The sequence below is a fragment of the Ensifer sp. GW821-FHT05G01 genome (genome assembly GCF_059419585.1).
Genome location: NZ_JBWKSC010000001.1, coordinates 405,484 through 428,957 on the forward strand (window position 1 = coordinate 405,484; position 23,474 = coordinate 428,957).

The following is a 23,474-nucleotide window of genomic DNA, read 5'->3' on the forward strand; positions in this document are numbered from 1 at the left end:
AAAAATCATGCAGCGGGTGGAGCGTTGCCGTACCCGTCGCGCATTGGGTTTGCCGTGCGACGGCGGAATGGAAAGGAGGTGCCCGATGTATCGTTACATGATGAAAGAGCTGCTGGTGATTGTTGCCGGGCTATCTGTCTGCGCTTTCGTGATCCTGTTCTTCCTGGCGAGCGCCGCACACGGCGTCTGACGGGATGCGCGGGCCCGAAGCCCGTTGCGCTTGTACGCACTCATGCCGAAGGCTGGCCGAGCAGGTCGAGCGTCCGCCGATCCATTTCCCCCGCGAAGTAAAGCTCAAGTGCCTGATCGAAGACGTTGCCGGCGGCTGAGGCCTTCGAAAACAGGGTCATCGACGAGCGAAACTTCATGTCGTCAGGGCTGGAGAAGATGTCGAGTGCTGAACGCCCGGTAATGCCGTTGACGGTCTCGGTGCAATCGATGAGCCTTGGCCCGAGGATCGAGTGGGCGAGGTAGGCGCGAGCCTCCGGAAGGCCTGAAATGGAATAGCGTTGGGCCATGGGCGAGTGTCCGAGGCCGGCAAGCTGGGGGAAGACGAACCACATCCAGTGTGTCTCCTTGCGGCCGCGCCGCAGTTCGTCGAGCGCCGCCGCGTAAATGCGGCTCTGGGCGTCGACGAAGCGTTGCAGCGTGAAAGGGTCGGTCATGGTCCCTACTTTCGCCCTGGCGCGTCTGTGTGCCCGCCAGGGCCATGTCAATTGCCGCCGGTCATGCCCATTGGCGGCCGCGGTGCATTCTACCAGCGATGATGAACATGAACCTTGACCTGCCGCTCGTAAAGCGCAGCGATGGCGGCCTTGGTTTTCTCGTCGATGGCAGGCAGTGCGCTTGCAGCCGCATTGGACTGCGCCTGCGCCTCGTTGCGGGCGCCGGGGATGACGACGGAGACCGCCTCCTGCTCCAGGATCCAGCGCAGCGCGAACTGTGCCATCGGCACGCCTGCGGGCACCAGCGGGCGCAACTGCTCGACGGCGTCCAGTGCCGCGTCGAAGGGCACGCCGGCAAAGGTCTCGCCGACGTCGAAGGCTTCGCCGTGGCGGTTGAAGTTGCGGTGATCGTCGGCGGCAAAGGCCGTGTCACGGCTGATCTTGCCCGACAGCAGCCCGGAGGCGAGCGGCACGCGGACGATGACGCCGACATTCTTCTTCTTCGCCTCGTCGAAGAACAGGTCCTGCGGCCGTTGGCGGAAGATGTTGTAGATGATCTGGACGGTGGCGACACCCGGATATTCGATCGCCTTCAGCGCTTCCTCAACCTTCTCGACCGAGACGCCGTAGTGGCGGATCTTGCCCTTGGTGATCAGCTGGTCGAGCGCGCCGAACAGATCCGGACGGTAGTAGACCTCGGTCGGCGGGCAGTGGAGCTGCACGAGATCCAGCGTCTCGACACCGAGATTGCTCAAGCTGCGGTCGATGAACGCCTCGATGTTGGCGCCGGTGTAGCCTTCTGTCGCGTGCGGGTTCAACCGGCGCCCTGCCTTGGTGGCAACGAACGGCCTTTCGCCGCCACGTTCCTTCAGGACGGCGGCGATGATCTTTTCGGAGCGGCCGTCGCCATAGACGTCGGCGGTATCGACGAAGGTGACGCCGCTGTCGAGGGCCGCGTTCAGCGCGCGCTTGCCGTCCGCTTCGCTGACGTCGCCCCAGGAGCCGCCGATCTGCCAGGCGCCGAAGCCGATTTCAGAAATCGTCGCGCCCGTCTTGCCCAAAACTCTCGTTTTCATGCTGATCATCTCCTTGGCGAACCTGTTACAGGATTGAATATTATCGAGTTTGTCGGTCGTTTTTATGATGATTTGGCCTGCAAAGGAAGCCGTTCAGTCTTCGGTCGAAATGACCGCACGGCCTCGGCTGAGGTCGGTGACCATGGCGAGAATGCCGTCCGCTTCGTCCTTGCGCATGTCGACCGTCATCACCGGCCCCTTGTCAGTGAAGGTCTCGCTGGCAATCGTCACGTCGCGGGCAAGCAGCCTTGCCTTGATCAGTGCCAGATCGGCAAAGTCGCAGGCGATGGTGGCACGCACCGTCTCGATCATCTCGATCTTCTCGGCTGCCCGCAGGCAGAGCGCAGCGGTGCCGCCATAGGCGCGGATCAGGCCGCCGCTGCCAAGCAGGATACCGCCGAACCAGCGGGTGACCACGACAACGACGTGATCGAGTGCCTGACCGTCGATTGCCGCGAGGATCGGCTTGCCTGCGGTGCCGCTCGGCTCGCCGTCGTCGTTGAAGCGGTACGCCTGGCCGATGCGCCAGGCCCAGCAATTATGATTGGCCGTCGGGTCGGAATGCTGAGCGAGGAAAGCCTTTGCCGCCTGCTCGTCGGGCACGGGGGCGCAGATTGCCACAAACCGGCTCTTCTTGATTTCCTGCGTCGAGGTTTCCGTGCGCTTGAGGGTGAACATCCGCTGCTTCCGTTTGGATAACGCTGATAACGGATTGTGCGGATTGGCGCCACCGTGGTTCGGCTTCGACCGGACGCGGGCATGCACATCAGCCTCACCAGCCCTCATTGCTGTGCTTGTCACAGGAATCCAGTCACGGCGCGTCTGCGCCGTGAGAATATTCGGTTTGCGGTGTCGCGTTGAAAGGTTCTTTCGCGCCGCCGACACGGCGCAGCTGGATCTCTGTGACAAGCGCAGAGATGAGGAGGAGAGGGGAGGGCCATCGCCACCGGGTTGACCCCAGCCCCTTCATCGCCTCTCCCGCGTTCGGGAGAGGCAGTCTTGACTCGTGGACCCGGTCTCGATCAGCCGATTGCCATCAGGCTGGCATTGCCGCCGGCAGCGGCCGTGTTGATCGAGGTGGAGACTTCTTCGAGCAGCCAGTTGAGGCAATAGGCGTCGGGGTTGCGACCGATCTCGTCGGTTGAGGCCGCCTGGACCAGGACCAGCGGACCCGGCAGGCCGGCAATCACCTTGCTGACCTGCCGGACGCGCTCGCCGTCGCCTTCGACCAGTGCCCCGGCGAATGGACCATCGGCAGACCAGTCCTTCGACCAGGACAGCCGGGTGGAAACACTGGCCGGCAGGCCCTTCAGTGAAGACTGCAAGCCGGAAGCCGCGTCGATAACGACGGTGTTGCCGGTCGCAAGCGCCGCGCCGAGCTGGCGATAGAGGCCGGTTTCGGTCGCCGGCACCAAAAGCACGCGGCCGCGCGGATGAAGCGCATAGAGGTTGCGCTCGCCAACCGGCCCCGGAAGCTCGGAGATAAGGCCGAGGGCCGAGTTGCTGCCGGCGGTACGGGCGGCTTCCGCCTCGTCCTTGGCGCCCTTGCCGTCGAGCCACTTGGCGAAGTCGAGCAGCGCCGGATCGGTGTGCACGGAGCTGTGCTGCGGCGGCACCGGGGCGGTGGCGACGAGGCGGCCGAGATAGAGCGGGCCGCCGGCCTTCGGGCCGGTGCCGGAGAGGCCACGACCACCGAACGGCTGCACACCGACGACGGCGCCGATGACGTTGCGGTTGACGTAGAGGTTGCCGGCCTTCACCCGCGACGTAACGTGGGCAATGGTTTCGTCGAGGCGGGTGTGCAGGCCGAAGGTCAGGCCGTAGCCGGTCGCGTTGATATCGTCGATCAACCGGTCGAGATCGTCGCGGCGGTAGCGGATGACGTGCAGGACGGGGCCGAACACTTCGCGCTTGAGGTCGGCGAGCTTTTCAAGCTCGACGATCGTCGGCGGCACGAATGTGCCGAGGCCGGTTTCGGATGCGAGGCCGATCTGCTCGACCTTGCGACCCATGCCGCGCATGGTCTCGATGTGCTTCTCGATGATCCCTTGTGCTTCTGCGGTGATGACAGGACCGACGTCGACGGAAAGCTTGTCCGTGCGGCCGATCTTCAGTTCGTGCAGTGCGCCCTTCAGCATTGCCAGAATGCGGTCGGCGACATCTTCCTGCAGGCACAGCACCCGCAGGGCCGAGCAACGCTGGCCGGCACTGTCGAAGGCCGAGGCGATCACGTCGCCGACGACCTGTTCGGCGAGCGCCGAGCTGTCGACGATCATGGCGTTCTGACCGCCGGTCTCTGCGATCAGCGGGATCGGCCGGCCCGACGGCGACAGCCGGTCGGCAAGCTGCGCCTGGATCAGACGCGCGACTTCGGTCGAGCCGGTGAACATCACGCCGGCTATTTCAGGGGCAGCAACCAGTGCCGCACCGATGCGTCCGTCGCCGGGCAGCAGTTGCAGAGCGTCGGCCGGAATGCCGGCTTCGTGCAGGATGCGCACGCCTTCGGCGGCGATCAGCGGTGTTTCCTCGGCCGGCTTTGCCAGCACCGGGTTGCCGGCAACGAGGGCTGCGGCAATCTGGCCGGCGAAGATCGCCAGCGGGAAGTTCCAGGGGCTGATGCAGACGATGGGCCCAAGCGCCTTGTGGGCAGGACCAAGCGTGCGGCGGGTCTGTTCGGCGTAGTAGCGCAGGAAGTCGATCGCCTCGCGCACTTCGGCAATGGCGTTCGGCAGCGACTTGCCGGCTTCGCGCACGATCAGGCCGAGCAGCGTCGGCATGCGGGCCTGCATGATGTCGGCTGCGCGCACGAGGATCGCCGCGCGCTCTCCCGGCGCAACCGCCGACCAGCTTGCAGCTGCCTTCGAGGCAAGGCTTGCCGCCTGGCGGGCGTCGGCTTCCGAAGCCTCGGTGACAGCGCCGACGACATCGCGGTGGTCGCCTGGGTTAAGAACGGGACGGGTCTCGCCTGCGGCAGGTCCGGTTGCCAGCTGCGGAACGGCACGCCAGTCGACGGCAGCGCTTGCCTGCAGAGCCTCGGTCAACGATGCGAGCGAGGTTTCGTTGGAAAGGTCGAGTCCGCTGGAGTTCGGGCGTGCGTCGCCGAACAGGCCGACGGGCAGGGCGATCTGCGCATGCGTCGCGCCGACGACCGGCATGGCGCGCACGATGTCGACGGGATCGGCGACCAGTTCGTCGATCGAGACCTTCGGGTCGGCGATGCGGTTGACGAAGGAGGAGTTGGCGCCGTTTTCAAGCAGGCGGCGCACCAGATAGGCAAGCAGCGTCTCGTGCGTGCCGACAGGCGCGTAGATGCGGCACGGCCGGTCGAGATTACCCTTGCCGACGACTTCGTCATAGAGCGGCTCACCCATGCCGTGCAGGCACTGGAACTCGTACTTGCCGACCTGGAAGTCCTTGCCGGCCAGTTCGTAGATGGTGGCGAGCGACTGGGCGTTGTGGGTGGCAAACTGCGGGAAGATCACGTCCGTTGCCGCCAGCAGCTTGCGGGCGCAGGCGATGTAGGAAACGTCGGTGTAGATCTTGCGGGTGTAGACCGGGAAGTCTTCCAGGCCGTCGAGCTGGGCGCGCTTGATCTCGGCGTCCCAATAGGCGCCCTTGACCAGGCGAACCATGACGCGGCGACCCGAACGGCGGGCAAGGTCGATGATGAAGTCGAGCACGAAGGGGCAGCGCTTGCCATAGGCCTGGACCACGAAGCCCATGCCTTCCCAGCCGCTAAGGTCCTTGTCGAGGCACAGCTCTTCCAGGAGGTCGAGCGAGAGTTCGAGGCGGTCGGCTTCCTCGGCGTCGATGTTGAGGCCGATGTCGTATTTCTTCGCGATGACGGCGAGCGCCTTCACCTTCGGCAGCAGCTCTTCCATGACGCGGGCGGATTGCGCGCGCACATAGCGCGGATGCAGCGCCGAAAGCTTGATGGAGATGCCGGGACCTTCATAGATGCCGCGCCCGGCCGAGGCCTTGCCGATGGCGTGGATCGCCGTTTCGTAGTCCTTGTAGTAGCGCTCGGCGTCTTCGGCCGTGGTCGCGGCCTCGCCCAGCATGTCGTAGGAGTAGCGGAAGCCCTTCTGCTCGAGCGCGCGCGAGCGACGCAGCGCCTCGTCGATGGTTTCGCCGGTGACGAACTGTTCGCCCATCATGCGCATCGCCATGTCGACGCCGCGGCGGATCACCGGTTCGCCGCAGCGAGCGATCAGGCGCGTAAGGGCTGCCGAAAGGCTACGGTCGTTGACGGTCGACGTCAGCTTGCCGGTGACGACGAGACCCCAGGTCGCGGCGTTGACGAACAGCGAGCGACCGCCGCCCAGATGCGACTTCCAGTCGCCGTCGGCGATCTTGTCACGGATCAGCGCGTCGCGCGTTGCTTTGTCGGGAATGCGCAGAAGCGCTTCGGCCAGGCACATCAGCGCCACGCCTTCCTGGCTCGACAGCGAGTATTCGTGCACCAGACCTTCGACGCCGGAACCCTTGTGCTTTGCGCGCAGCGCTTCAATCAGCTTGCGGGCCGTCCGTGCGGCCGCCTTCTGTGTCTCGACCGGCAGCGTCGCGGCCTCGACGAGTGCCGGCAGGGCTTCGGTCTCGGGACGGCGGTAAGCGGCGGTGATCGCCTGGCGGAGCGCGCTCTGTTCGCGGATCGGCGGTGCGAAATCGGCAAAGGGTGCCGGCGCCTGGTCGGCCGTTGGGCTGGATTTGTGAAGCTGGTTCTGGCTCATCGAACGCGGTCCTTTGGAAGGCGGTGACAGGGCGCAATACGCCCTGGATATCGTGGGCAGAAAATAAGCGTCGTTCCGCCGAACATCCATCCGGCAAATTCGACCAACCTCGGAATATTTCACTATGCAAGCGCTGCGAAACCGATGGGAATGCGGAATGTATCCGTGAGTCCCGGATGATCCGAAGTCTTATGCGGCCTGTCCGAAGTGCCGTTCGCGCGCCATCAGACACTCGTCGTCACCCGGCATGCAGGTGCGACAGACGATTGGCCTGACCGCGTAGACCTTGCAGGCGACATGGACGCCAAGCTTGCCGCCGAGCGCTGTGCAACGGTCGTCTTCGCAGCGCATGCCGCCGAGATCGGCCGCGACATACTCTTCCGGTATCAGGTCGAGTTCCTCGTCCGTCTCCATCGAGAAGCGCGGCCAGTCGGAGGAATAGGCGCAACAGGCGCCGCAGCTCTGACAGTCGAGGGTTTCATCGGTCGCGGTCAATTGGGTCATGGGCCAACCTAGCATGAAGGCCGGCTGGCCGAAATGCCCCTCAGGCGATGGCGGCGTCCCTGCAGGCGATTTCATAATCTTCGGTGTGAACCAGCACGCCGTCCCTCGTAACCACGGCAATGCCGTACGCGGCGGGTTCATCGACCGAGAGCGAGGGATCCGGCGCATCGAACGGCATCGGCTGCTGGTGCACAGGGCTCTTGAAAACGGAGAAGGGTATGCCGCGGCAAGAGCCACCGATCGTGCGATGCACGTGGCCGGCGAAGATGTGGCGCACATTGCCGTGCTTCTTCGCCAGCGCATAGAATTCCACCTCGTTGACCAGGCGGATCATGTCCATGCCGGTAAAGCCGGTCGCATGTGGCGGATGATGCATGAAGATCAGCACTGGCCTGTCGCCGGCATCAGCCAATTGCCGGTCGAGCCAGGCAAGGCGCTTCTGGCACAACAGGCCGGCATGGCTGTTGGGGTAGTCGTAGGGCGGCGCAAACAGCGTGTCGAGCAGGATCGCCCGGCAGTCGTCAAAGTCGATCACCTGTTGCACGAAGCCATCGTCGTCCGTCACAGCGTCGGTAAAGACGTCCAGGAACACATCGCGCCGGTCGTGGTTGCCGACCATGATCGCCGCGGGTGGGCCCAATTGATCGACAAGGGTCTTCAATCGCTCGTAGGAAACACGATCGCCGTGGTGGGCGAGGTCGCCGGTGAAGATCACCCGATCGGCATCCCCATGGTAGCGGTTCACATGGGCGATACCGTTGGCCAGTCGTTGATAGGGGTCGATGCCGATGATGGTCGTACCTTCTGGCACCATGTGCAGATCGGTAAAGATAATCAGCTTCGTCATCGCATTTCCAGGGGCGGGGGTGTCTTCCCGTCCAAGCTGTCGTGCGCCCGGCTGGCCGTCAAGCTGCATCTTTGGGTGGGATTTGCTGGTCGCTCATCGCTGGCCGATGGCCGCTGAACGGAGAGCATTTGCTCGCCAGCCGGCCGACATAGCGCGATACGGACCCGCAAAATTCGCGCATTTTCGTAGGCGAGGCAGGATTTTCAGGGGGAGGCACCCAAGAGCGATTGCGGGCAGTAGGCTTTGCGGGCCGACCCTTGCAGGTCGCCCCGCAAACATCACTTGATGCGGCTCGTCTTGTCGAGCATGGCCGTCTCGAAATCGCTGGCGCCACTCAGTTCGGCGACCTTGCGCTCCGCATAGGCGTCGCCTTCGGCTGCCGCCTTGCGGAAGACGGCGCGGGCTGCGGGCAGATCCCTTACAACACCTTCGCCGGTTTCCAGCATCAGGCCGAGGTTGACCATGGCGTCGACATTGCCGCGCTCGACGGCGAGACGATAGAACCGGGCCGCCTTGGTATTGTCTTCTGGTACCAGCTTGCCTTCATCCAGGATCACCGCGAGGTTGAACGCCGCGACGCCATCGCCTGCAAGTGTCGCCCGCTCGAACCATTCGATCGCAAGTCTGCCGTTTGCCGCGGTGCCCATGCCGTCGCGATAGGCGACGCCGAGATTGTAGGCGGCCAGGATGTTGCCGGCAGCCGCGGCCTTCTGGTTGAGCGCGAATTCGGTTTTGGTATCGCCCTGTTCGCCGACAAGCACCGCATAGTTGGTCATGGCCAGCGCATGACCATGGTCTGCCGCTTCGCCGAGAATATGGTGCGACTGGGTCTTCTGACCGGCCTTGTCGAGAACGCGCGCCAGCTGGAACGCGGTGCGGCCACCGGCATGCTGGTTATAGGCCTCGCGGCAGGCCGAAAGGGCGATGCCGATCTTCAGATCTTCGGTGGCAACGGCCGGGTAGGCCTGATTGCGCTGCAGGTCGAAGATGCTGCCCGCTTCACGGTCGCAGATGTCGGCGGCCGAGAGATCGGCCGCACGCGCAGAGGGGAGCGCGATCGCTGCCAGTGCCACGACGCTGACAATGGCAAGAAGCACGGCGTTGACGATGCGAATGCCTGTTTTGCGCTGGTTTTCCATGATGCTCTCCCGTCTCGTGAGGTGAAACTAGCGCGACGGGTTCCACCTGCCTGTTCCGGCGGGAACAGCCGGATTGTGAGGGCTCTGGCGAAATGACGGACACTGTCGGGCAGACCACCAAACGGCTGCGGCTTGTTTCCCCTGATATCGGGGATATCCTCTGGGATAGTCTGACGCTCGAAGGCACGACCACATCGAAAAGGAAGGTGGACCATGAAGGACCGGGAGCCGATGCGGCAGGTGCTGGTGAAGAGGCGCGTCGTGGTTGGCGGCCTGTTGCTGGCCGCCTTGGGCGGCGGCGTCGCAACGACGAGGGCGAGCCCCGTGATCGGCAAGGCGACGGAAATCCGTGGCGATGTTCGTCGCCGGCAGGCAGAGCAGGAAGACGCTCTGGCCGTCGGAGCACAGCTTTTCGACAACGACCATGTCCGCACGCAGGCCGAGAGTTTCGCCACTCTGGCGCTGGGCGCCGACACCCGCGTTCTGCTGGGTGCTGAGACCGATCTGCTGATCGATCGTTTTATCGCCGGACAGGGCGGGACACTGGAACTCGGCACCGGCCGAATGGTGTTCGATCGCCCCGAGGGGCTGCCCAAGGTCGATGTTGCCGTCAGGACCGCCTTCGGCATGATCGGCGTTCGCGGCACCAAGTTCTTCTGCGGCCCGAGCAAGGTCGCCTTTGCCGTTTTCGTCGAGCACGGCAGCGTCGCGGTTGCGGCGGGCGGTGTCACGCAGATTGTCGCCGCCGGGCAGGGCGTCGAGTTCAAACAGCGAGGCGACGCGCCCAGCGCCCCGGTCAACTGGGGACAGGCGCGGATCCGCGAAGCCTATGCCAGCGTCGGGCTGTAGCAGTTCGTCAGGCACCGCAAGCGGAATGCGGCGAGGCGGCAACGCCACGACGCTCTAAATCTGCCCTCTGTCTTCCGTCAGATTTCCTGCCCCTTGCGCGGCGACTGGCACGCTAGACCTGTTCGGGATCGGCGACGGTGAAGAGCTCCATCGGGGCAAAGCCGCGGATCTCATGGCTGCCGAGCGAGCGAAGGTGCTGCTTGCTTTGCGCCGCGGCCGCCGGGCCGACGCAGATGGCCGTGCCCAGAAACTTGTTGGCCTCCTGCAGTCGCGCCGCAAGGTTGATGGCGTCTCCATGGGCGGTGTAGTCGAGCTTGCCACCGGCGCCGACTTCGCCAACGACCGCCTGGCCTGTCTCGATGCCGATGCGCGTGCGGCCGAAATCCCTCATGGCAAACTGCGGCCGCCGCCGCATTTCCTCGGTCAGCGCGTGGATCGCCTTGGCGCATTCGATCGCCTTGTCGACATGATCGGCGAGATCCTCCGGCGCGTTGAAGAAGGCGTGCACGGCATCGCCGACCACCTTGTCGACCATGCCGCCATAGTGCGCCACCAGCGCGTTGACCTCGGTGAAATAGATGTCGAGCAAGGTGATGAGGTCACGCGGACCGAGCTTCTGCGACAGCGTCGAAAAGCTCTCGATGTCGGTGAAGAGCGCTGTCACCGCCCGTTCCTCGCCCGCAACCCGCTCAGCACCCGGATTGTCGATGTAGCGCGCGACGACGGATTGCGGCAGATATTGCGAGAATTTCTCCCGCGCCGTCGCCTCCGCCCGCCGGATATGGGCAAATTGCAACGTGCTCGTCACCGCCAGCACCGCGGCCAGCGCGACCGAAATGCTGACGGCATCCACCAGCCAGCCGCTGGTCCGGTAGATGGCCATCGTTGCCGCGACGACCGCTGCAACCGCGATGATGCCGAGCGTTGCCGATGTCATTGGTCTGAGCCTTGCCGCGCCGTAGGCGGCCGCAATTCCGGCGGCAAGCGAGAACAGGGCTTCGATGACGGGAAGCCGTGCGTCGCGCCGGGGAACGAAGCCGGTGGCGATGGCGTTGGCGATATCGGCGTGGATCTGCACCGAGGGCTCGAGGGGCATCGAGGCGCTGGGCCTGAGGCCGCCGAGATTGGGCAGGCTGCTGCCGACAAAGACGAGTTTTCCCGAAAGCCTGTCCTTGCCTGCCGTCCTTGCCAGAATGTCGGCCGCGGAAATCGTCCGCGCGGCAATCCTCTCGGGATCGCTCGCCACGAAGCGCAGGCTACCGGTATCGTCGAGTGTCACCACTTGATGGTCGAGGCGCAGCCAGGCCGGGTCGCCGCCCAGGATCGGCGTTCCGGCGCCGACCATCAGCCGGGTCGCTTCGATGCCAAGCGTTGGAAAGGCTTCCTCGCCCAGGACCGCGAACGCTTGCACTCGCCGGATGCGGGCGTCTTCATCGCCGACCAGAAACGATGCGGCGGCCGCCTTGGCACGGTCCATGAAGCCGGGACAGGAGGTCTCCGCGCCGTCAAGGAACCAGAGTTCGGGGGCTGCGAAAGGGCGGCTCAACGCCAGTGGCGGAACGGGGCGCGGGCGCTCCTGCAGCGTGTCGGCAATGAGAAAGCCGAGGACGACGGGTACCTTCGAAAGCGCTTGCGAAAGCGGCCCGTTGCCCGGCAAGTCTGCCGCGCAATCGGAACTGAAGACGAAGTCGACGGCGACGACCTTGGCGCCGGCGTCGGACAGTGCGGACAGAAGCTCGGCCGTTGCCGCCCTGTCCCAATCGCCGCCCGGCCTGCTTTGATAGGCTGCGCGGTCAATGTCGACGACGACGATGTCAGGCGACTGGGGTGAGGGCACCCATTGGGTGAGGCTGTCGAAGAACAGTTCCCGCTGCGTTTCGAATACCGGTTCCGCATAGAAATAGAGTGCCAGTGCGACGACCAGGCTCGTCAGGATCCCGCCGGCGAGCGGTGTGAAGCGAAAGCGCCGGCGAGATTGAGCGGTCATGTCGCCTAATCCTCTTCCGGATCGGCGATGCTCAAGAGCTTGCCGACCTTGCAGGCGATGATGCCATCCATCCGTTTGATCGCGCCGCTTTCCTCGAGCCACAGGATGGCCCGGTTGACCTTGGGCCGGCTGGCGCCAAGCACGCCGGCGATATCCGTCTGGCTCATGGTCAGCCTGAGGTTGGCGCTTTCGGGAAGTTCGTTGCCGTGGATCTGCCGGAGCGTGGCCAGGAAGAACCGGGCGACGCGGGCATTGAGGTCGTAGAGCGCGATGGTTTCCAGCCGCTCGGTGGTGTCGCGCAGCTGGGCGCAGAGAAAGCGGACGACGGATTCGGCTGCGGCCGGCCGGGTGGTCACCATGTCGAGAAACGCCTTCTTGCCGATCACATAGCCTTCCGCAGCCGTTTGCGCCGTGGCATCGGCCGACCGCGTCTGGCCGTCGAGCACCGCCATCTCGCCGAAGATCGCTCCGGCTTCGTGCTGGCGCAGCATCAGTTCGCGGCCCTGAGGCGTGATCAGCGACAGCTTGATGCGGCCCGATACGACAACGATCATATAGTTGCCTTCGTCGCCGCGCTGGAAGATCACCGTGCCCGCCGGCCACTTGCGATAGGTGGCGATCTCGGCAAGATCCTCGATGGACTTCTTGTCGAACCCTTCGAAGATCGCGAATGAGCGCCAGAAGGCCGGGCTCCTGTTGATTTCGTTCATGAGATGCCCCCTAGCGGCGTCCCCTGCCGCGCCTGAAATTCTTCGCCCACACGACCCGTCCTTGCAACAGAAAAGAACGTTCCGGGCCTGAGCAGGGGGTATGGTGCCGAAAAGGACTGCACAGATCGCGGCGTGACGCAAATGTCGGTTGACGATAATTCCCGGTTGTCTCTAGGTTGTGAACGATCTGTCGCCGGTCGTGCGGCTAGATGAATTTGAAAATGCTGATACTTCTGCTGCCAACACTCGTTTCTCACAGGAGCCTCGCATGTCTCAGAATGTCGTCGTCCTCATCGGGCGCATTCTTCTTTCGATCATGTTCATCACCGCCGGTTTCGGCAAACTGACAGATCCCGCCGGCACCGCCGGAATGATCGCCAATGCCGGCTGGCCTGCGCCGACAGTGCTCGCCTATCTCGCCGGTATCTTCGAATTGGTTGCGGGTCTCGCCGTTCTTGTCGGCTTCCAGACCAAGATCGCGGCTTACCTGCTGGCGGCGTTCACGCTTGTCACCGCTTTCGTCTTCCACAGCGGTGCGATCAACATCCCGACCTTCCCGCCGGAAGCAAACGGTCTGCTGACCGTCTTCAACGGCCTGATGATGATGAAGAACATCTCGGTCGCCGGTGGTTTCCTGGTGCTTGCAGCCTTCGGCCCGGGCGCACTGTCGATCGACGCACGTCGCGCCTGAGACATTTCAGACTTCAAACAAAAAACCCGCCGGTTCCGCCGGCGGGTTTTTTCGTTCGTCTTGCGAAGTTACGGATAGATCACGCCCTTGCGCAGGATGACATTGCCGTAAAGCCGCGGCTCGCTGGTCTGCACCACCGTGTGAGCTGCCTGCACCCGGGGATAGAATTCGGGGCCGAGCAGGGGAACGACCGTCCGTGCGGGTTCATGCTTGCCGCAGCAATCGATGATCTCCCGATGCACCGGGTCGAGCGCGTCTCGGTCGTGCTTGACCGTGGCACGGAAAATCGCGGCCGGCACGAAATCGTCGATCGGCATCACGCTCAAAATGGCGTCGAGCACCGGGATCAGCCCGTGGCCGTCCAGCCGAACCAGCCGGCGGGCATGTTCCTGGCCGGGATAATTGCCGTCGACCAGCGCGATCTCGTCGCCGTGGCCCATGGCTCGAAGCGTCGCCAGCAATTCGGGGCTGAGGATCGGGTCTATGCCTTTCAGCATCAGCTGAGCTCCTTGAAGAGGACATTGGTGTCGAGCAGGTAGCGGGAGAACAACGGCAGGCTGGCGCCGCCGATGGCGCGGGCGTGGCTGCCGACCATGCCTTCCACCAGTTCCGGGATCGTCACGCCCTGGAGGTCGAGTTCGTGCAGGGCCTTGCGCGTCGCCGTCAGCAACCGCGCGCGCACCCAGGGCGGGAAGCCGCCGTCGATGACGACGGCCGAGAAGTCGACGATCGAGACGGCGGAGACGACGGCCTGGGCAAGGGCCGCGGCGCTGTCGTCGATCCACACGGTCAGCGGTTCGCCGAAATCGATCCAGTCGTCGGCGGAGTACCAGAGCGGCTTTGGGTCGATGCCGCGATCGCGCAAGAGGTTTTCGAGCACGAACACCGAAGCGATCTTCAGGAGCTGGACGGTCTTGCCGTCTTTGCCCGACACCGGCAGCGGACCGACGGCACCGGCGGCGCCTGTCCGGCCGGAAAACAGCGCGGAATTGATGACGACGCCGCCGCCGATGAACGAGCCGATGTAGAAATAGACGAAGTCGGGATAGCTGGCGCCGACGCCGAAGGCGAGTTCGGCGCCGCAGGCGCTGGTTCCGTCATTCTGCAGAAACACCGGGTGACGGGTGCGTTGCGCAACGATCGCCTGCAGGTCGATATCGCGCCACCGGTTCATCTGTTCCCGCGGTGCGCCCACTTCTTCCGCCCAGTTCCAGAGCTCGAAAGGTGTGGCGATGCCGATGCCGGCGATCCGCTTGCGCTCGTCCGGCCTCAGTTGCTGCTCGAGCTTCTCGATGCCGCCGATGATGAAGTCGACGAGGTCGCCGGGCAGGGGATAGGCGTGGATCTGGTGCAGGTGCAGGCGGATGTTGCCGACGAAATCCATCAGCACCAGGTCCGCACTGCGCCGGCCGATCTTCACGCCGAAGGAGAAAACCGCATCCGGGTTGAGCCGCATCGGCGTCGAGGGCTGGCCGACGCGGCCGCGCACCGGTTCGCCGCGCACCAGCAAGCCATCGCTTTCAAGGGCGCGCATGATTACGGAGACCGTCTGCGCCGAAAGGCCGGAGCGCCGGGCGATGTCTGCCTTCGAGAGCTCGCCGTGACGACGCACCAGCGACATCACCAGCCGTTCGTTATAGGCGCGCACGCGTGTCTGGTTCGCCCCGCCGCTGGGGTCGATCACTTCAGGTTGCATCGGTCCCCTGTCGGGGCCGTCTGTCAATGACATGCCACCGTCTCCTCCCGTTGGCATTAGTGCCCGCTTGGCGCGGGTCTGTTGTTTCCGCTCTGGGCGGGCCTGTCAATTTGCGTGTCGGCCCGGATGGCTCCGGACCGGCGTTATCCCAAGAATGACACATCGAAATAATAATTCAATTTGATTTATTTATTGACACCCTCGAAATTTAGTGTTTGTTTTTGATCCGGAAGCGCCTGTTGCAGCGGAGGAGAAATGCTGCGGCGGCGAGGCCCCTGCCGGTCCGCCGGCGCGTTTTTCATCCTTGGGAGGATTACATGAAGAAGACTGTTCTCTCCGCCGCGTTCGGCGTGCTGTCGCTCGGCGTCGTTTTCGCCGCCCCGGCACAGGCCGCCGATGTCAGCGCCTGCCTGATTACCAAGACAGATACCAATCCCTTCTTCGTCAAGATGAAGGAAGGCGCTGCCGCCAAGGCCCAGGAACTCGGCGTCACGCTGAAGTCCTACGCCGGCAAGATCGACGGCGACCATGACAGCCAGGTGGCTGCAATCGAATCCTGCATCGCCGATGGCGCCAAGGGTATCCTGATCGCCGCTTCCGACACCAAGGCGATCGTCGATCAGGTGAAGAAGGCGCAGGAAGCCGGTCTTCTGGTGATCGCGCTCGACACGCCGCTTGATCCGGCAACCGCTGCCGACGCGACCTTCGCCACCGACAACCTGCTTGCCGGCAAGCTGATCGGCCAGTGGGCCGCCGCCACGATGGGCGAGGGCGCCAAGACCGCCAAGGTCGGCTTCCTCGATCTGACGCCGTCGCAGCCGACCGTCGATGTCCTGCGCGACCAGGGCTTCATGATCGGCTTCGGCATCGACCCGAAGGACCCGGCCAAGATCGGCGATGAAGACGATGCCCGCATCGTCGGCCACGACGTTACCAACGGCAACGAAGAAGGTGGCCGCAAGGCGATGGAAAACCTTCTGCAGAAAGACCCTGATATCAACGTGATCCACACCATCAACGAGCCGGCAGCCGTCGGCGCCTATCAGGCGCTGAAAGCCGTCGGCAAGGAGAAGGACGTGCTGATCGTGTCGGTCGACGGCGGTTGCCCCGGCGTCAAGTCGGTCGCAGAAGGCGTCATCGGCGCGACCTCGCAGCAGTATCCGCTGATGATGGCAGCGCTTGGCATCGAGGCGATCAAGAAGTTTGCCGACACCGGCGAAAAGCCGAAGCCGACCGAAGGCAAGGACTTCTTCGACACCGGCGTTTCTCTGGTCACCGACAAGCCGGCTGCCGGCGTCGAATCGATCGACACCAAGGTCGGCACGGACAAGTGCTGGGGCTAATCGCCTCAACTCTTAGAACGCATGGCTGAACAACGGAAGGGCGGCCCCGGCCGCCCTTCGCATAAGCGCCGATGTCTTTGACAAGGCGGCGAAAACCGCGCAGCTTCTAGAGCGCCGTGCGTTCCTATGAACGCACAAAGGACGCTCTAGCACTTTAGTTCTGGAGCACCTTTCTGCCCTCACGTGATTCCACTTGAAGACAGGGTGCTCTAGAGTGAGTGCTGATGCCCGCCACTGGTGGGCGGGCTGTGCACCAGATTGCATCGCAACCCCTTGGGAGTGGGGTTCACCGGAGGAAGGTCCATGGGCGAGCCCAACGCAGCCGCACAGCCATCCCAGGAATTCGAAAAAGTCCTGGTCAACAGTTCGACGCAGGTCGCGTCGTTCGACACGCATGACAAGACGCCGATCCAGAGGATCCAGCATTTCCTGCATTCGACGCCGGCGGCCGTGCCGTTCATCGTGCTCGTTGCAGCGATCCTGATCTTCGGTCTGGCGATCGGCGGAAAGTTCTTCTCGTCCTATACGCTGACGCTGATTTTGCAGCAGATCGCCATCGTCGGCATCCTTGGGGCTGCGCAGACATTGGTCATCCTGACGGCCGGCATCGACCTTTCGATCGGCGTGATCATGGTGCTTTCCGCTGTCATCATGGGCAACAGCGCCGTGACCTACGGCCTTCCGGCGCCGATCGCGATCTTTCTCGGATTCCTCGTTGGCGGTGCCTGCGGCTTCCTCAACGGTTTCCTCGTTTCCAGGGTCAAGCTTCCGCCGTTCATCGTGACGCTCGGCACCTGGTACATCATCATGGCGACGAACTTCATCTATTCGGCCAATGCGACGATCCGCGAGGCCGACGTGACGGCTGTCACCCAGATGCTTCACGTCTTCGGCGTCAGCTTCAAGATCGGGTCCGCCGTCTTCACGCTCGGCGTGGTCATGATGGTCGTCCTGGTTCTCGGCCTCTGGTACGCGCTCAATCACACCGCTTGGGGGCGGCATCTCTATGCGGTCGGCGACGACCCGGAAGCGGCCAAGCTTTCCGGTATCCGCACCAGCCGCGTGCTGCTCAGCGCCTATACGCTCGCCGGCCTGATTGCAGCACTTGCCGCCTGGGTCTCGATCGGCCGCAACGGCTCGATCTCGCCGTCGGCAGCGGTCACCGACTACAATCTGCAGGCCATCACCGCGGCCGTGATCGGCGGCATCTCGCTCTTCGGCGGACGTGGGTCGATCCTTGGAACCCTGATCGGCGCGATGATCGTCGGCGTGGTCTCGATGGGCCTCAACATGCTGGGCGCCGATCCGCAATGGAAAGTCTTCTTGACCGGCGTCTTGATCATTACCGCCGTTGCAATCGACCAGTGGATCAGAAAGGTAGCAGGCTGATGGCTCAGGAACCCCTTCTCACCGCACGCGGCCTGGTCAAGCGCTATGGCCGGGTTACGGCTCTCGACCATGCCGATTTCGACCTCTACCCGGGCGAAATTCTTGCCGTCATCGGCGACAACGGCGCCGGCAAGTCCTCGATGATCAAAGCGATCTCGGGCGCCATCACGCCCGATGAGGGCGAGATCCGGCTCGAAGGCCAGCTGATCAACTTCCGCTCACCGATGGAGGCGCGCTCCGCCGGCATCGAAACGGTTTACCAGAACCTGGCGCTATCGCCGGCGCTGTCGATCGCCGACAACATGTTCCTCGGTCGCGAGATCCGCAAACCCGGCATCATGGGTAAGCTGTTCCGCACGCTCGACCGGGCGGAGATGGAGAAGCGGGCGCGGGCAAAGCTCTCCGAGCTTGGCCTGATGACGATCCAGAACATCAACCAGGCGGTGGAAACCCTCTCGGGCGGCCAGCGCCAGGGCGTGGCCGTGGCGCGTGCTGCGGCCTTCGGCTCCAAGGTGGTGATCATGGACGAGCCGACGGCAGCGCTCGGCGTCAAGGAAAGCCGGCGCGTGCTGGAACTGATCCTCGACGTGCGTTCGCGCGGCCTGCCGATCGTGCTGATCTCGCACAACATGCCGCATGTGTTCGAGGTCGCTGACCGCATCCACATCCACCGGCTTGGCAAGCGCCTCTGCGTCATCAACCCGAAGGAACACACCATGTCGGATGCCGTCGCCTTCATGACCGGCGCCAAGGAACCGCCGCGTGAGGCGCTCGCGGCATGACTGTTGTGCCGTTGGTTGACGACCTTCTGGAACGGGCGGCAGGTGCTGCCCGTTTCATCGTCGCGATTGCCGGCCCGCCCGGCGCCGGAAAATCGACCCTGTCCGACGCGCTCGCCGAAGCGCTGGTGGCAGTCGGTGAAAAGGCGGCGGTGCTGCCGATGGACGGCTTTCACATGGACAACGCAGTGCTCGAGCAAAAGGGCCTGCTTGCCCGCAAAGGCGCTCCCGAAACTTTTGATCTGAGGTCGTTTCTGGCGACGATCGCGGCCGTCAGGGCCAATGACGGCGAGGTGCTGGTGCCGGTCTTCGATCGCTCGCGCGAACTGGCGATCGCCTCGGCGCGGGTGGTGGCCGCCGATACCCGCATCATTCTCGCCGAAGGCAATTATCTGCTGCTCGACGAGGCGCCCTGGACGAAGCTCGATGGCGCCTTCGACTTCTCCATCTTCATCAATCCCGGCATCGAGGAGTTGGAGCGGCGCTTGCTGAAGCGCTGGCGCGATCATGGTTATGACGAGGAGGCGGCGCGGCGAAAGGCGCTCGGCAACGATATCCCGAACGCCCATCGGGTGGTCGGTCATCAGCGCCCTGCCGACCTCGTGCTTGCGGATTTCTGAGCGATGGTCGGATTGCGGATTGTGTTTTCGGGCGCATTGGTGATATCGAGACGCGGTTTCACCACATGAGTAACCACCCGCCACCCGCACCTGCCGGCTCGCAAAGCCGCGCGCGCGGATCGGGTGCGAGCCGAGAGCGGGATGAGGAAAAATGTCTTCGGTTTTCCATCGGCATTCCGCTCTGACCTAGGAGAACGCTGACCATGCAAGACCTCGTTATCCGCCGGCCGGATGATTGGCACCTTCACCTGCGCGACGGCGACATGCTGAAGGGCGTCATCGCCGATACCAGCCGCCATTTCGCCCGCGCGATCATCATGCCCAACCTCGTGCCGCCGGTCGTCACCGCGGCGGATGCTGAGGCCTATCGCGAGCGGATCGTTGCCGCCATTCCGGCCGGCGACCGCTTCGAGCCGCTGATGACCCTTTATCTCACGGCGGGTACCAACCCCGACGACGTCGAGGCTGGCCACAAGAGCGGCCTCGTCAAGGCGGTCAAGCTTTACCCGGCTGGCGCCACCACCAATTCGCACAGCGGCGTTCGCAACATCGACGAGGCTATGCCGGTACTGGAGCGCATGGCGAAGATCGGCCTGCCACTCTGCGTCCATGGCGAAGTCACGGCGTCGGATGTCGACATCTTCGACCGCGAGGCAGTGTTCATCGAAACCGTGCTCGACCCCTTGCGCAAGCGCCTGCCGGAACTGAAAGTGACGATGGAGCACGTCACCACCAAGGACGGCGTCGACTACATCAAGGCGTCGAAGGCCAATCTCGCCGGCTCGATCACCACGCACCACCTGATCATCAACCGCAACGCCATTCTCGTCGGCGGTATCAAGCCGCACTACTATTGCCTGCCGGTCGCCAAGCGCGAGAACCACCGTCTGGCTCTGCGCGCGGCTGCGACCTCGGGCGATGCCCGTTTCTTCCTCGGCACCGACTCGGCGCCGCATGTCGATCCGCTGAAGGAATGCGCCTGCGGCTGCGCCGGCATCTACACCTCGATCAACACCATGAGCTGCCTTGCCCATGTGTTCGAAGAGGAAGCAGCACTCGACAAGCTCGAAGCCTTCGCGTCGTTGAATGGTCCGGCCTGGTACGGCCTGCCTGCCAATGACGAGACGATCACACTTCGCAAGCAGGCGGACGCCGTCAGCTATCCCGCCAAGATCGACACCGGCGCCGGCCCCGTCACCGTTTTTGATCCGATGTTCCCGCTGCACTGGGCCGTCGTCTGATCACCCGAAGTATTTGAAGGAGAGTTTGATGTTTTCCAACGCGTTCACCGACAAGGCCGTGATGGCCGAACTGGTCGCAAAGATGCTCTGGGAGATCAAGGCGGTGCATTTCAGCGCCGACAAGCCCTACAAGCTGTCATCCGGCATGGCGAGCCCTGTCTATATCGACTGCCGCAAGCTGATTTCCTATCCGCGCATCCGCTCGGCAGTGATGGATTTTGCTGCCGCATCGATCCTGCGCGAGGCGGGCTTCGAGCAGTTCGACGTTGTGGCCGGTGGCGAGACGGCGGGCATTCCCTTCGCCGCCATGCTGGCCGAGCGCCTGGGCCTGCCGATGATCTACGTGCGCAAGGCGCCGAAGGGCCACGGCCGCAACGCCCAGATCGAAGGTCACATGCCGGAAGGCGCCCGCGTTCTCGTCATCGAGGACCTGACGACGGCCGGCGGCTCGATGTTCAAGTTCATCGACGCCATTCGCGCTGCCGGCGGCGTCGTCGATCACGGCATCGCGCTTTTCTACTACGACATCTTCCCGGAAGCGGTCGGCGAGATGAAGGGCAAGGGCGTCGACCTGCACTGGATCGCCACCTGGCGCAATGTCCTGGCCGTTGCCCGCGAGCAGGCGCTGTTCGACGAAAAGACGCTTGGCGAAGTCGAGGCCTTCCTCAACGATCCGTTGGCCTGGTCGGGCCGCAACGGCGGCGTCAGCGCTCTGGCCTAGTTCGCGGCGAGGCCCCGGTCGTGCCGGGGCCTCGCAGCTCTCGATATGCAGTCTTTAAATCGATTGAAATTCTACCGAGGAGGAAGAGCCGATGATCGTATGTTGTGGTGAAGCGCTGATCGACATGCTGCCGCGGGATACGACCGCGGGCGAGAGTGCCTTTGCACCCTATGCCGGCGGGGCGATCTTCAACACGGCGATCGCGCTCGGCCGGCTCGGCATTCCCACCGGCTTCTTCACCGGCCTCTCCGACGACATGTTCGGCGATATCCTGCGCGAAACGCTGAAGGCGGCGAATGTCGACTTCGCCCCTTGCGCGACCTTGTCGCTGCACACGACGCTCGCCTTCGTCAAGCTCGTCAACGGCCATGCCACCTATGCCTTCTTCGACGAGAACACGGCCGGCCGGATGATCACGAAGGACCATCTGCCAGCGCTCGGCGACTTCTGCGAGGCGCTGCATTTCGGTGCGATCAGCCTGATCCCCGAGCCATGCGGCTCGACCTACGAGGCGCTGATGACCCGCGAACACGAGAAGCGGGTCATCTCCTTCGACCCGAACATCCGGCCCGGTTTCATCAAGGACCGGGACGCTCATCTCGCGCGGATGAACCGCATGGCGGCGATGTCCGACATCATCAAGTTCTCGGATGAAGACCTCGACTGGTTCGGCATGGTCGGCAGCCACGATGATCTCGCTGCCGAATGGCTGACGCGCGGGCCGAAGTTGGTGCTGATCACTAAGGGTGCCGATGGCGCCGTTGGTTACACCGCTCGCCACAAGGCGGACGTCGCCGGCGAACGCGTCACGGTCGTCGACACGGTCGGCGCCGGCGATACCTTCGATGCCGGTGTACTGGCGTCGCTGAAGCTGAGCGGGCTCCTGACGAAGGATGCCGTTGCGAGCCTCTCGGAAAGTGCCGTCCGCGATGCCCTGGCGCTGGGCGCCAAGGCCGCTGCCGTCACCGTTTCGCGCGCCGGCGCCAATCCGCCATGGAAACACGAAATCGGGCTCTGAGAAGAGCCCGATTTCAGTTCAATCCTTTTCCTCCGGGCGGTATTCGAGGATGTCGCCGGGCTGGCAATCGAGAACGGCGCAGATCTTTTCCAGCGTGTCGAAGCGCACGCCTTTGACCTTGCCGGATTTCAAGAGAGATATGTTCTGCTCGGTGATGCCGACCTGCTCGGCAAGGTCACGTGAGCGTACCTTGCGTTTTGCCAGCATGACATCGAGGTTTACGACGATCGGCATCCGCTAGACGAAGCTCCGGTTCTCGGCTTCGATCCCCGATGCGATGACCATGACGTGACCAAGCACCAGAAGCAGCCCGGCCATCAGCATCAAGATCAGCGTTCCGCCGTTGATGTCGATGAAGACCGAGTGCCCGGTTGCCGCCGGATTGTCGTAGGTGACGGCCATTATGCCGATCGCATTGCTGATGATCATGCACACGGATCCGATGATCGAGATGATCCCGATCCGTTTCAATAGCACGCCATTGCGGCTGGAGAGAATTTCTCCGCGCTCGAAGCCGTCGAACAACTGCCAGGCAAAGGCAAGCCCGGCGATAACCAGCGCATTGTTCAAGGCGGTCAGAAACACGACGGTTGCGATCGCGCGATAGGAGAGCGTGATGGCCGAGACCCTCGGGAAAACCACATCGCGGATGCCTTGCTCGAAGCCGGCTCTGTCGAAGAAGATCTGCCAGTGGCCATAGACCACGGCCGAGCAGAACAACGCGCCGCACAGGACGACCATCAGCTTCATGATGCGGCTCAGCTTCCGCAGTCGCTCCGGGGATCCGGTCATTAGAAAATTCCTTATCGGCTCACTTGTTTTTTTAATGTAAAACGATAATTAATTCGCGTCAATTGTGATTTGGTGCTTTTCATGTCGTTCCGTATTTTGATGAATCCCTGCCTTTTCCTGTCGCTCAATGTGCTCGCCGCCTGCGCAGCGCTCAATGTCGGCTCGCTTGAAAAACTGTCTGGTATCGATCCGCTCAGGTCCGATCCCGCGGAACTGCGCGTCGCGCTGTTGGTGCCGGAAGCGCTCTCGCTCAGGCGGGGCGATGCGACGCTCGGGATCTCCTGGAAGGCGGATGGTTCGCCGCTCGACACGCGCCGTTTCTCGCTTCAGGTCCAGTCCGGCAATGCCGGAGCGCCTGATCTGACAGAGCGGATGCGGGATGGCCAGACGCTCTATGTCCTGACCTTGACGCCTGCCGATGCAGAGCGCCTGCGCGATATGCAGGAGAAGATTGCGGCGACCAAGGGGACCGAAACAAAAGGCCGAGGCAGCCTTTCGGTCGGTTTTTCCGGCGGCTGCTGGACGGGTGCGTTCCCCACCGACCGGAAACTTACCGTCGATGCATGGATCCGCACCCGCTCAGACGAAAGCTATTTCCAGATCCTGTCGGGACTGGATGTGATGGACCTGCTCCACCAGTCCGGCGTAAAGGCATTGCCCGCCTGCGCCGCGTGAGA

At 63.5% G+C, this 23,474-nt stretch carries 23 protein-coding genes; 10 read left to right on the forward strand and 13 right to left on the reverse strand.

The features are described from left to right. Nucleotides 1-230: 230 nt before the first annotated feature. From AC07UR_RS02020 to AC07UR_RS02050, 7 genes are all read right to left on the reverse strand, one after another. Complete coding sequence (locus AC07UR_RS02020) at nucleotides 231-665, reverse strand: DUF1810 domain-containing protein (RefSeq protein WP_209787774.1); 435 nt, start codon at nucleotides 663-665, stop codon at nucleotides 231-233. 89 nt (nucleotides 666-754) lie between these two features. Next, the gene (locus tag AC07UR_RS02025; RefSeq protein WP_209787770.1) at nucleotides 755-1,741 is read right to left on the reverse strand and encodes an aldo/keto reductase; all 987 of its coding nucleotides are present in this window, start codon (nucleotides 1,739-1,741) and stop codon (nucleotides 755-757) included. Between the two features lie 93 nt (nucleotides 1,742-1,834). Next, a complete protein-coding gene (locus AC07UR_RS02030; protein ID WP_173418866.1) occupies nucleotides 1,835-2,419 on the reverse strand; it encodes an IMPACT family protein in 585 nt (194 codons plus the stop codon). Between the two features lie 344 nt (nucleotides 2,420-2,763). Further along, nucleotides 2,764-6,471, reverse strand: a complete 3,708-nt coding sequence (gene putA, locus AC07UR_RS02035; protein ID WP_209787767.1) for a trifunctional transcriptional regulator/proline dehydrogenase/L-glutamate gamma-semialdehyde dehydrogenase — start codon at nucleotides 6,469-6,471, stop codon at nucleotides 2,764-2,766. A 189-nt stretch (nucleotides 6,472-6,660) separates the two neighbouring features. Continuing rightward, nucleotides 6,661-6,975 (reverse strand): YkgJ family cysteine cluster protein, encoded by a 315-nt coding sequence (locus AC07UR_RS02040; RefSeq protein WP_209787763.1) that lies wholly within the window; start codon nucleotides 6,973-6,975, stop codon nucleotides 6,661-6,663. 40 nt (nucleotides 6,976-7,015) lie between these two features. After that, nucleotides 7,016-7,822 carry a 2', 3'cyclic nucleotide phosphodiesterase SpdA gene (gene spdA, locus AC07UR_RS02045; RefSeq protein WP_173418869.1) on the reverse strand — a complete coding sequence of 269 codons (807 nt, stop codon included), beginning with the start codon at nucleotides 7,820-7,822 and terminating at the stop codon, nucleotides 7,016-7,018. Nucleotides 7,823-8,100: 278 nt separating this feature from the next. Then, nucleotides 8,101-8,961, reverse strand: a complete 861-nt coding sequence (locus AC07UR_RS02050; RefSeq protein WP_173418870.1) for a tetratricopeptide repeat protein — start codon at nucleotides 8,959-8,961, stop codon at nucleotides 8,101-8,103. A 231-nt stretch (nucleotides 8,962-9,192) separates the two neighbouring features. On the opposite strand from AC07UR_RS02050, the gene AC07UR_RS02055 reads away from it, so the two are divergent. Then, nucleotides 9,193-9,810 carry a FecR family protein gene (locus AC07UR_RS02055; protein WP_173420945.1) on the forward strand — a complete coding sequence of 206 codons (618 nt, stop codon included), beginning with the start codon at nucleotides 9,193-9,195 and terminating at the stop codon, nucleotides 9,808-9,810. Between the two features lie 112 nt (nucleotides 9,811-9,922). Here the strand turns inward: AC07UR_RS02055 and AC07UR_RS02060 are convergent, their stop codons facing one another. Beyond that, nucleotides 9,923-11,797 (reverse strand): CHASE2 domain-containing protein, encoded by a 1,875-nt coding sequence (locus tag AC07UR_RS02060; RefSeq protein ID WP_209787760.1) that lies wholly within the window; start codon nucleotides 11,795-11,797, stop codon nucleotides 9,923-9,925. Nucleotides 11,798-11,802: 5 nt separating this feature from the next. Further along, nucleotides 11,803-12,507, reverse strand: a complete 705-nt coding sequence (locus tag AC07UR_RS02065) for a Crp/Fnr family transcriptional regulator (protein ID WP_173418872.1) — start codon at nucleotides 12,505-12,507, stop codon at nucleotides 11,803-11,805. 199 nt (nucleotides 12,508-12,706) lie between these two features. On the opposite strand from AC07UR_RS02065, the gene AC07UR_RS02070 reads away from it, so the two are divergent. Continuing rightward, complete coding sequence (locus tag AC07UR_RS02070; RefSeq protein ID WP_345791033.1) at nucleotides 12,707-13,198, forward strand: DoxX family protein; 492 nt, start codon at nucleotides 12,707-12,709, stop codon at nucleotides 13,196-13,198. A 68-nt stretch (nucleotides 13,199-13,266) separates the two neighbouring features. Here the strand turns inward: AC07UR_RS02070 and AC07UR_RS02075 are convergent, their stop codons facing one another. Both AC07UR_RS02075 and AC07UR_RS02080 read right to left on the reverse strand, forming a co-directional pair. Continuing rightward, nucleotides 13,267-13,695, reverse strand: a complete 429-nt coding sequence (locus AC07UR_RS02075; RefSeq protein ID WP_209787757.1) for an RbsD/FucU family protein — start codon at nucleotides 13,693-13,695, stop codon at nucleotides 13,267-13,269. Continuing rightward, nucleotides 13,695-14,927, reverse strand: a complete 1,233-nt coding sequence (locus AC07UR_RS02080; protein ID WP_209787752.1) for an ROK family transcriptional regulator — start codon at nucleotides 14,925-14,927, stop codon at nucleotides 13,695-13,697. The genes AC07UR_RS02075 and AC07UR_RS02080 overlap by 1 nt, the downstream gene beginning before the upstream one ends. Nucleotides 14,928-15,211: 284 nt before the next feature. On the opposite strand from AC07UR_RS02080, the gene AC07UR_RS02085 reads away from it, so the two are divergent. From AC07UR_RS02085 to AC07UR_RS02115, 7 genes are all read left to right on the forward strand, one after another. Further along, nucleotides 15,212-16,237, forward strand: coding sequence for a sugar ABC transporter substrate-binding protein (locus tag AC07UR_RS02085; protein ID WP_173418876.1), 1,026 nt, complete (start codon nucleotides 15,212-15,214; stop codon nucleotides 16,235-16,237). A gap of 303 nt (nucleotides 16,238-16,540) precedes the next feature. Continuing rightward, entirely contained in the window at nucleotides 16,541-17,626 is a 1,086-nt protein-coding gene (locus AC07UR_RS02090) for an ABC transporter permease (RefSeq protein ID WP_173418877.1), read from the forward strand. Beyond that, complete coding sequence (locus AC07UR_RS02095) at nucleotides 17,626-18,408, forward strand: ATP-binding cassette domain-containing protein (protein ID WP_173418878.1); 783 nt, start codon at nucleotides 17,626-17,628, stop codon at nucleotides 18,406-18,408. The genes AC07UR_RS02090 and AC07UR_RS02095 overlap by 1 nt, the downstream gene beginning before the upstream one ends. Further along, a complete protein-coding gene (locus tag AC07UR_RS02100; protein WP_209787749.1) occupies nucleotides 18,405-19,025 on the forward strand; it encodes a nucleoside triphosphate hydrolase in 621 nt (206 codons plus the stop codon). Before AC07UR_RS02095 ends, AC07UR_RS02100 begins: the two co-directional genes overlap by 4 nt. A 203-nt stretch (nucleotides 19,026-19,228) precedes the next feature. Further along, a complete protein-coding gene (pyrC, locus tag AC07UR_RS02105) occupies nucleotides 19,229-20,266 on the forward strand; it encodes a dihydroorotase (RefSeq protein WP_173418880.1) in 1,038 nt (345 codons plus the stop codon). 28 nt (nucleotides 20,267-20,294) lie between these two features. Beyond that, complete coding sequence (locus AC07UR_RS02110) at nucleotides 20,295-20,987, forward strand: orotate phosphoribosyltransferase (RefSeq protein WP_209787746.1); 693 nt, start codon at nucleotides 20,295-20,297, stop codon at nucleotides 20,985-20,987. A 91-nt stretch (nucleotides 20,988-21,078) separates the two neighbouring features. Beyond that, a complete protein-coding gene (locus AC07UR_RS02115) occupies nucleotides 21,079-22,005 on the forward strand; it encodes a carbohydrate kinase family protein (protein WP_173418882.1) in 927 nt (308 codons plus the stop codon). A gap of 18 nt (nucleotides 22,006-22,023) precedes the next feature. On the opposite strand, the gene AC07UR_RS02120 is transcribed toward AC07UR_RS02115, so the two are convergent. Both AC07UR_RS02120 and AC07UR_RS02125 read right to left on the reverse strand, forming a co-directional pair. Beyond that, the gene (locus AC07UR_RS02120; protein ID WP_025425777.1) at nucleotides 22,024-22,239 is read right to left on the reverse strand and encodes a helix-turn-helix domain-containing protein; all 216 of its coding nucleotides are present in this window, start codon (nucleotides 22,237-22,239) and stop codon (nucleotides 22,024-22,026) included. A 3-nt stretch (nucleotides 22,240-22,242) separates the two neighbouring features. After that, nucleotides 22,243-22,797, reverse strand: a complete 555-nt coding sequence (locus AC07UR_RS02125; protein ID WP_173418883.1) for a DUF2975 domain-containing protein — start codon at nucleotides 22,795-22,797, stop codon at nucleotides 22,243-22,245. Nucleotides 22,798-22,878: 81 nt separating this feature from the next. Between AC07UR_RS02125 and AC07UR_RS02130 the strand changes: the two genes are divergently transcribed. Then, nucleotides 22,879-23,472, forward strand: coding sequence for a hypothetical protein (locus AC07UR_RS02130; RefSeq protein WP_209787743.1), 594 nt, complete (start codon nucleotides 22,879-22,881; stop codon nucleotides 23,470-23,472). The last annotated feature ends 2 nt before the right edge of the window (nucleotides 23,473-23,474 follow it).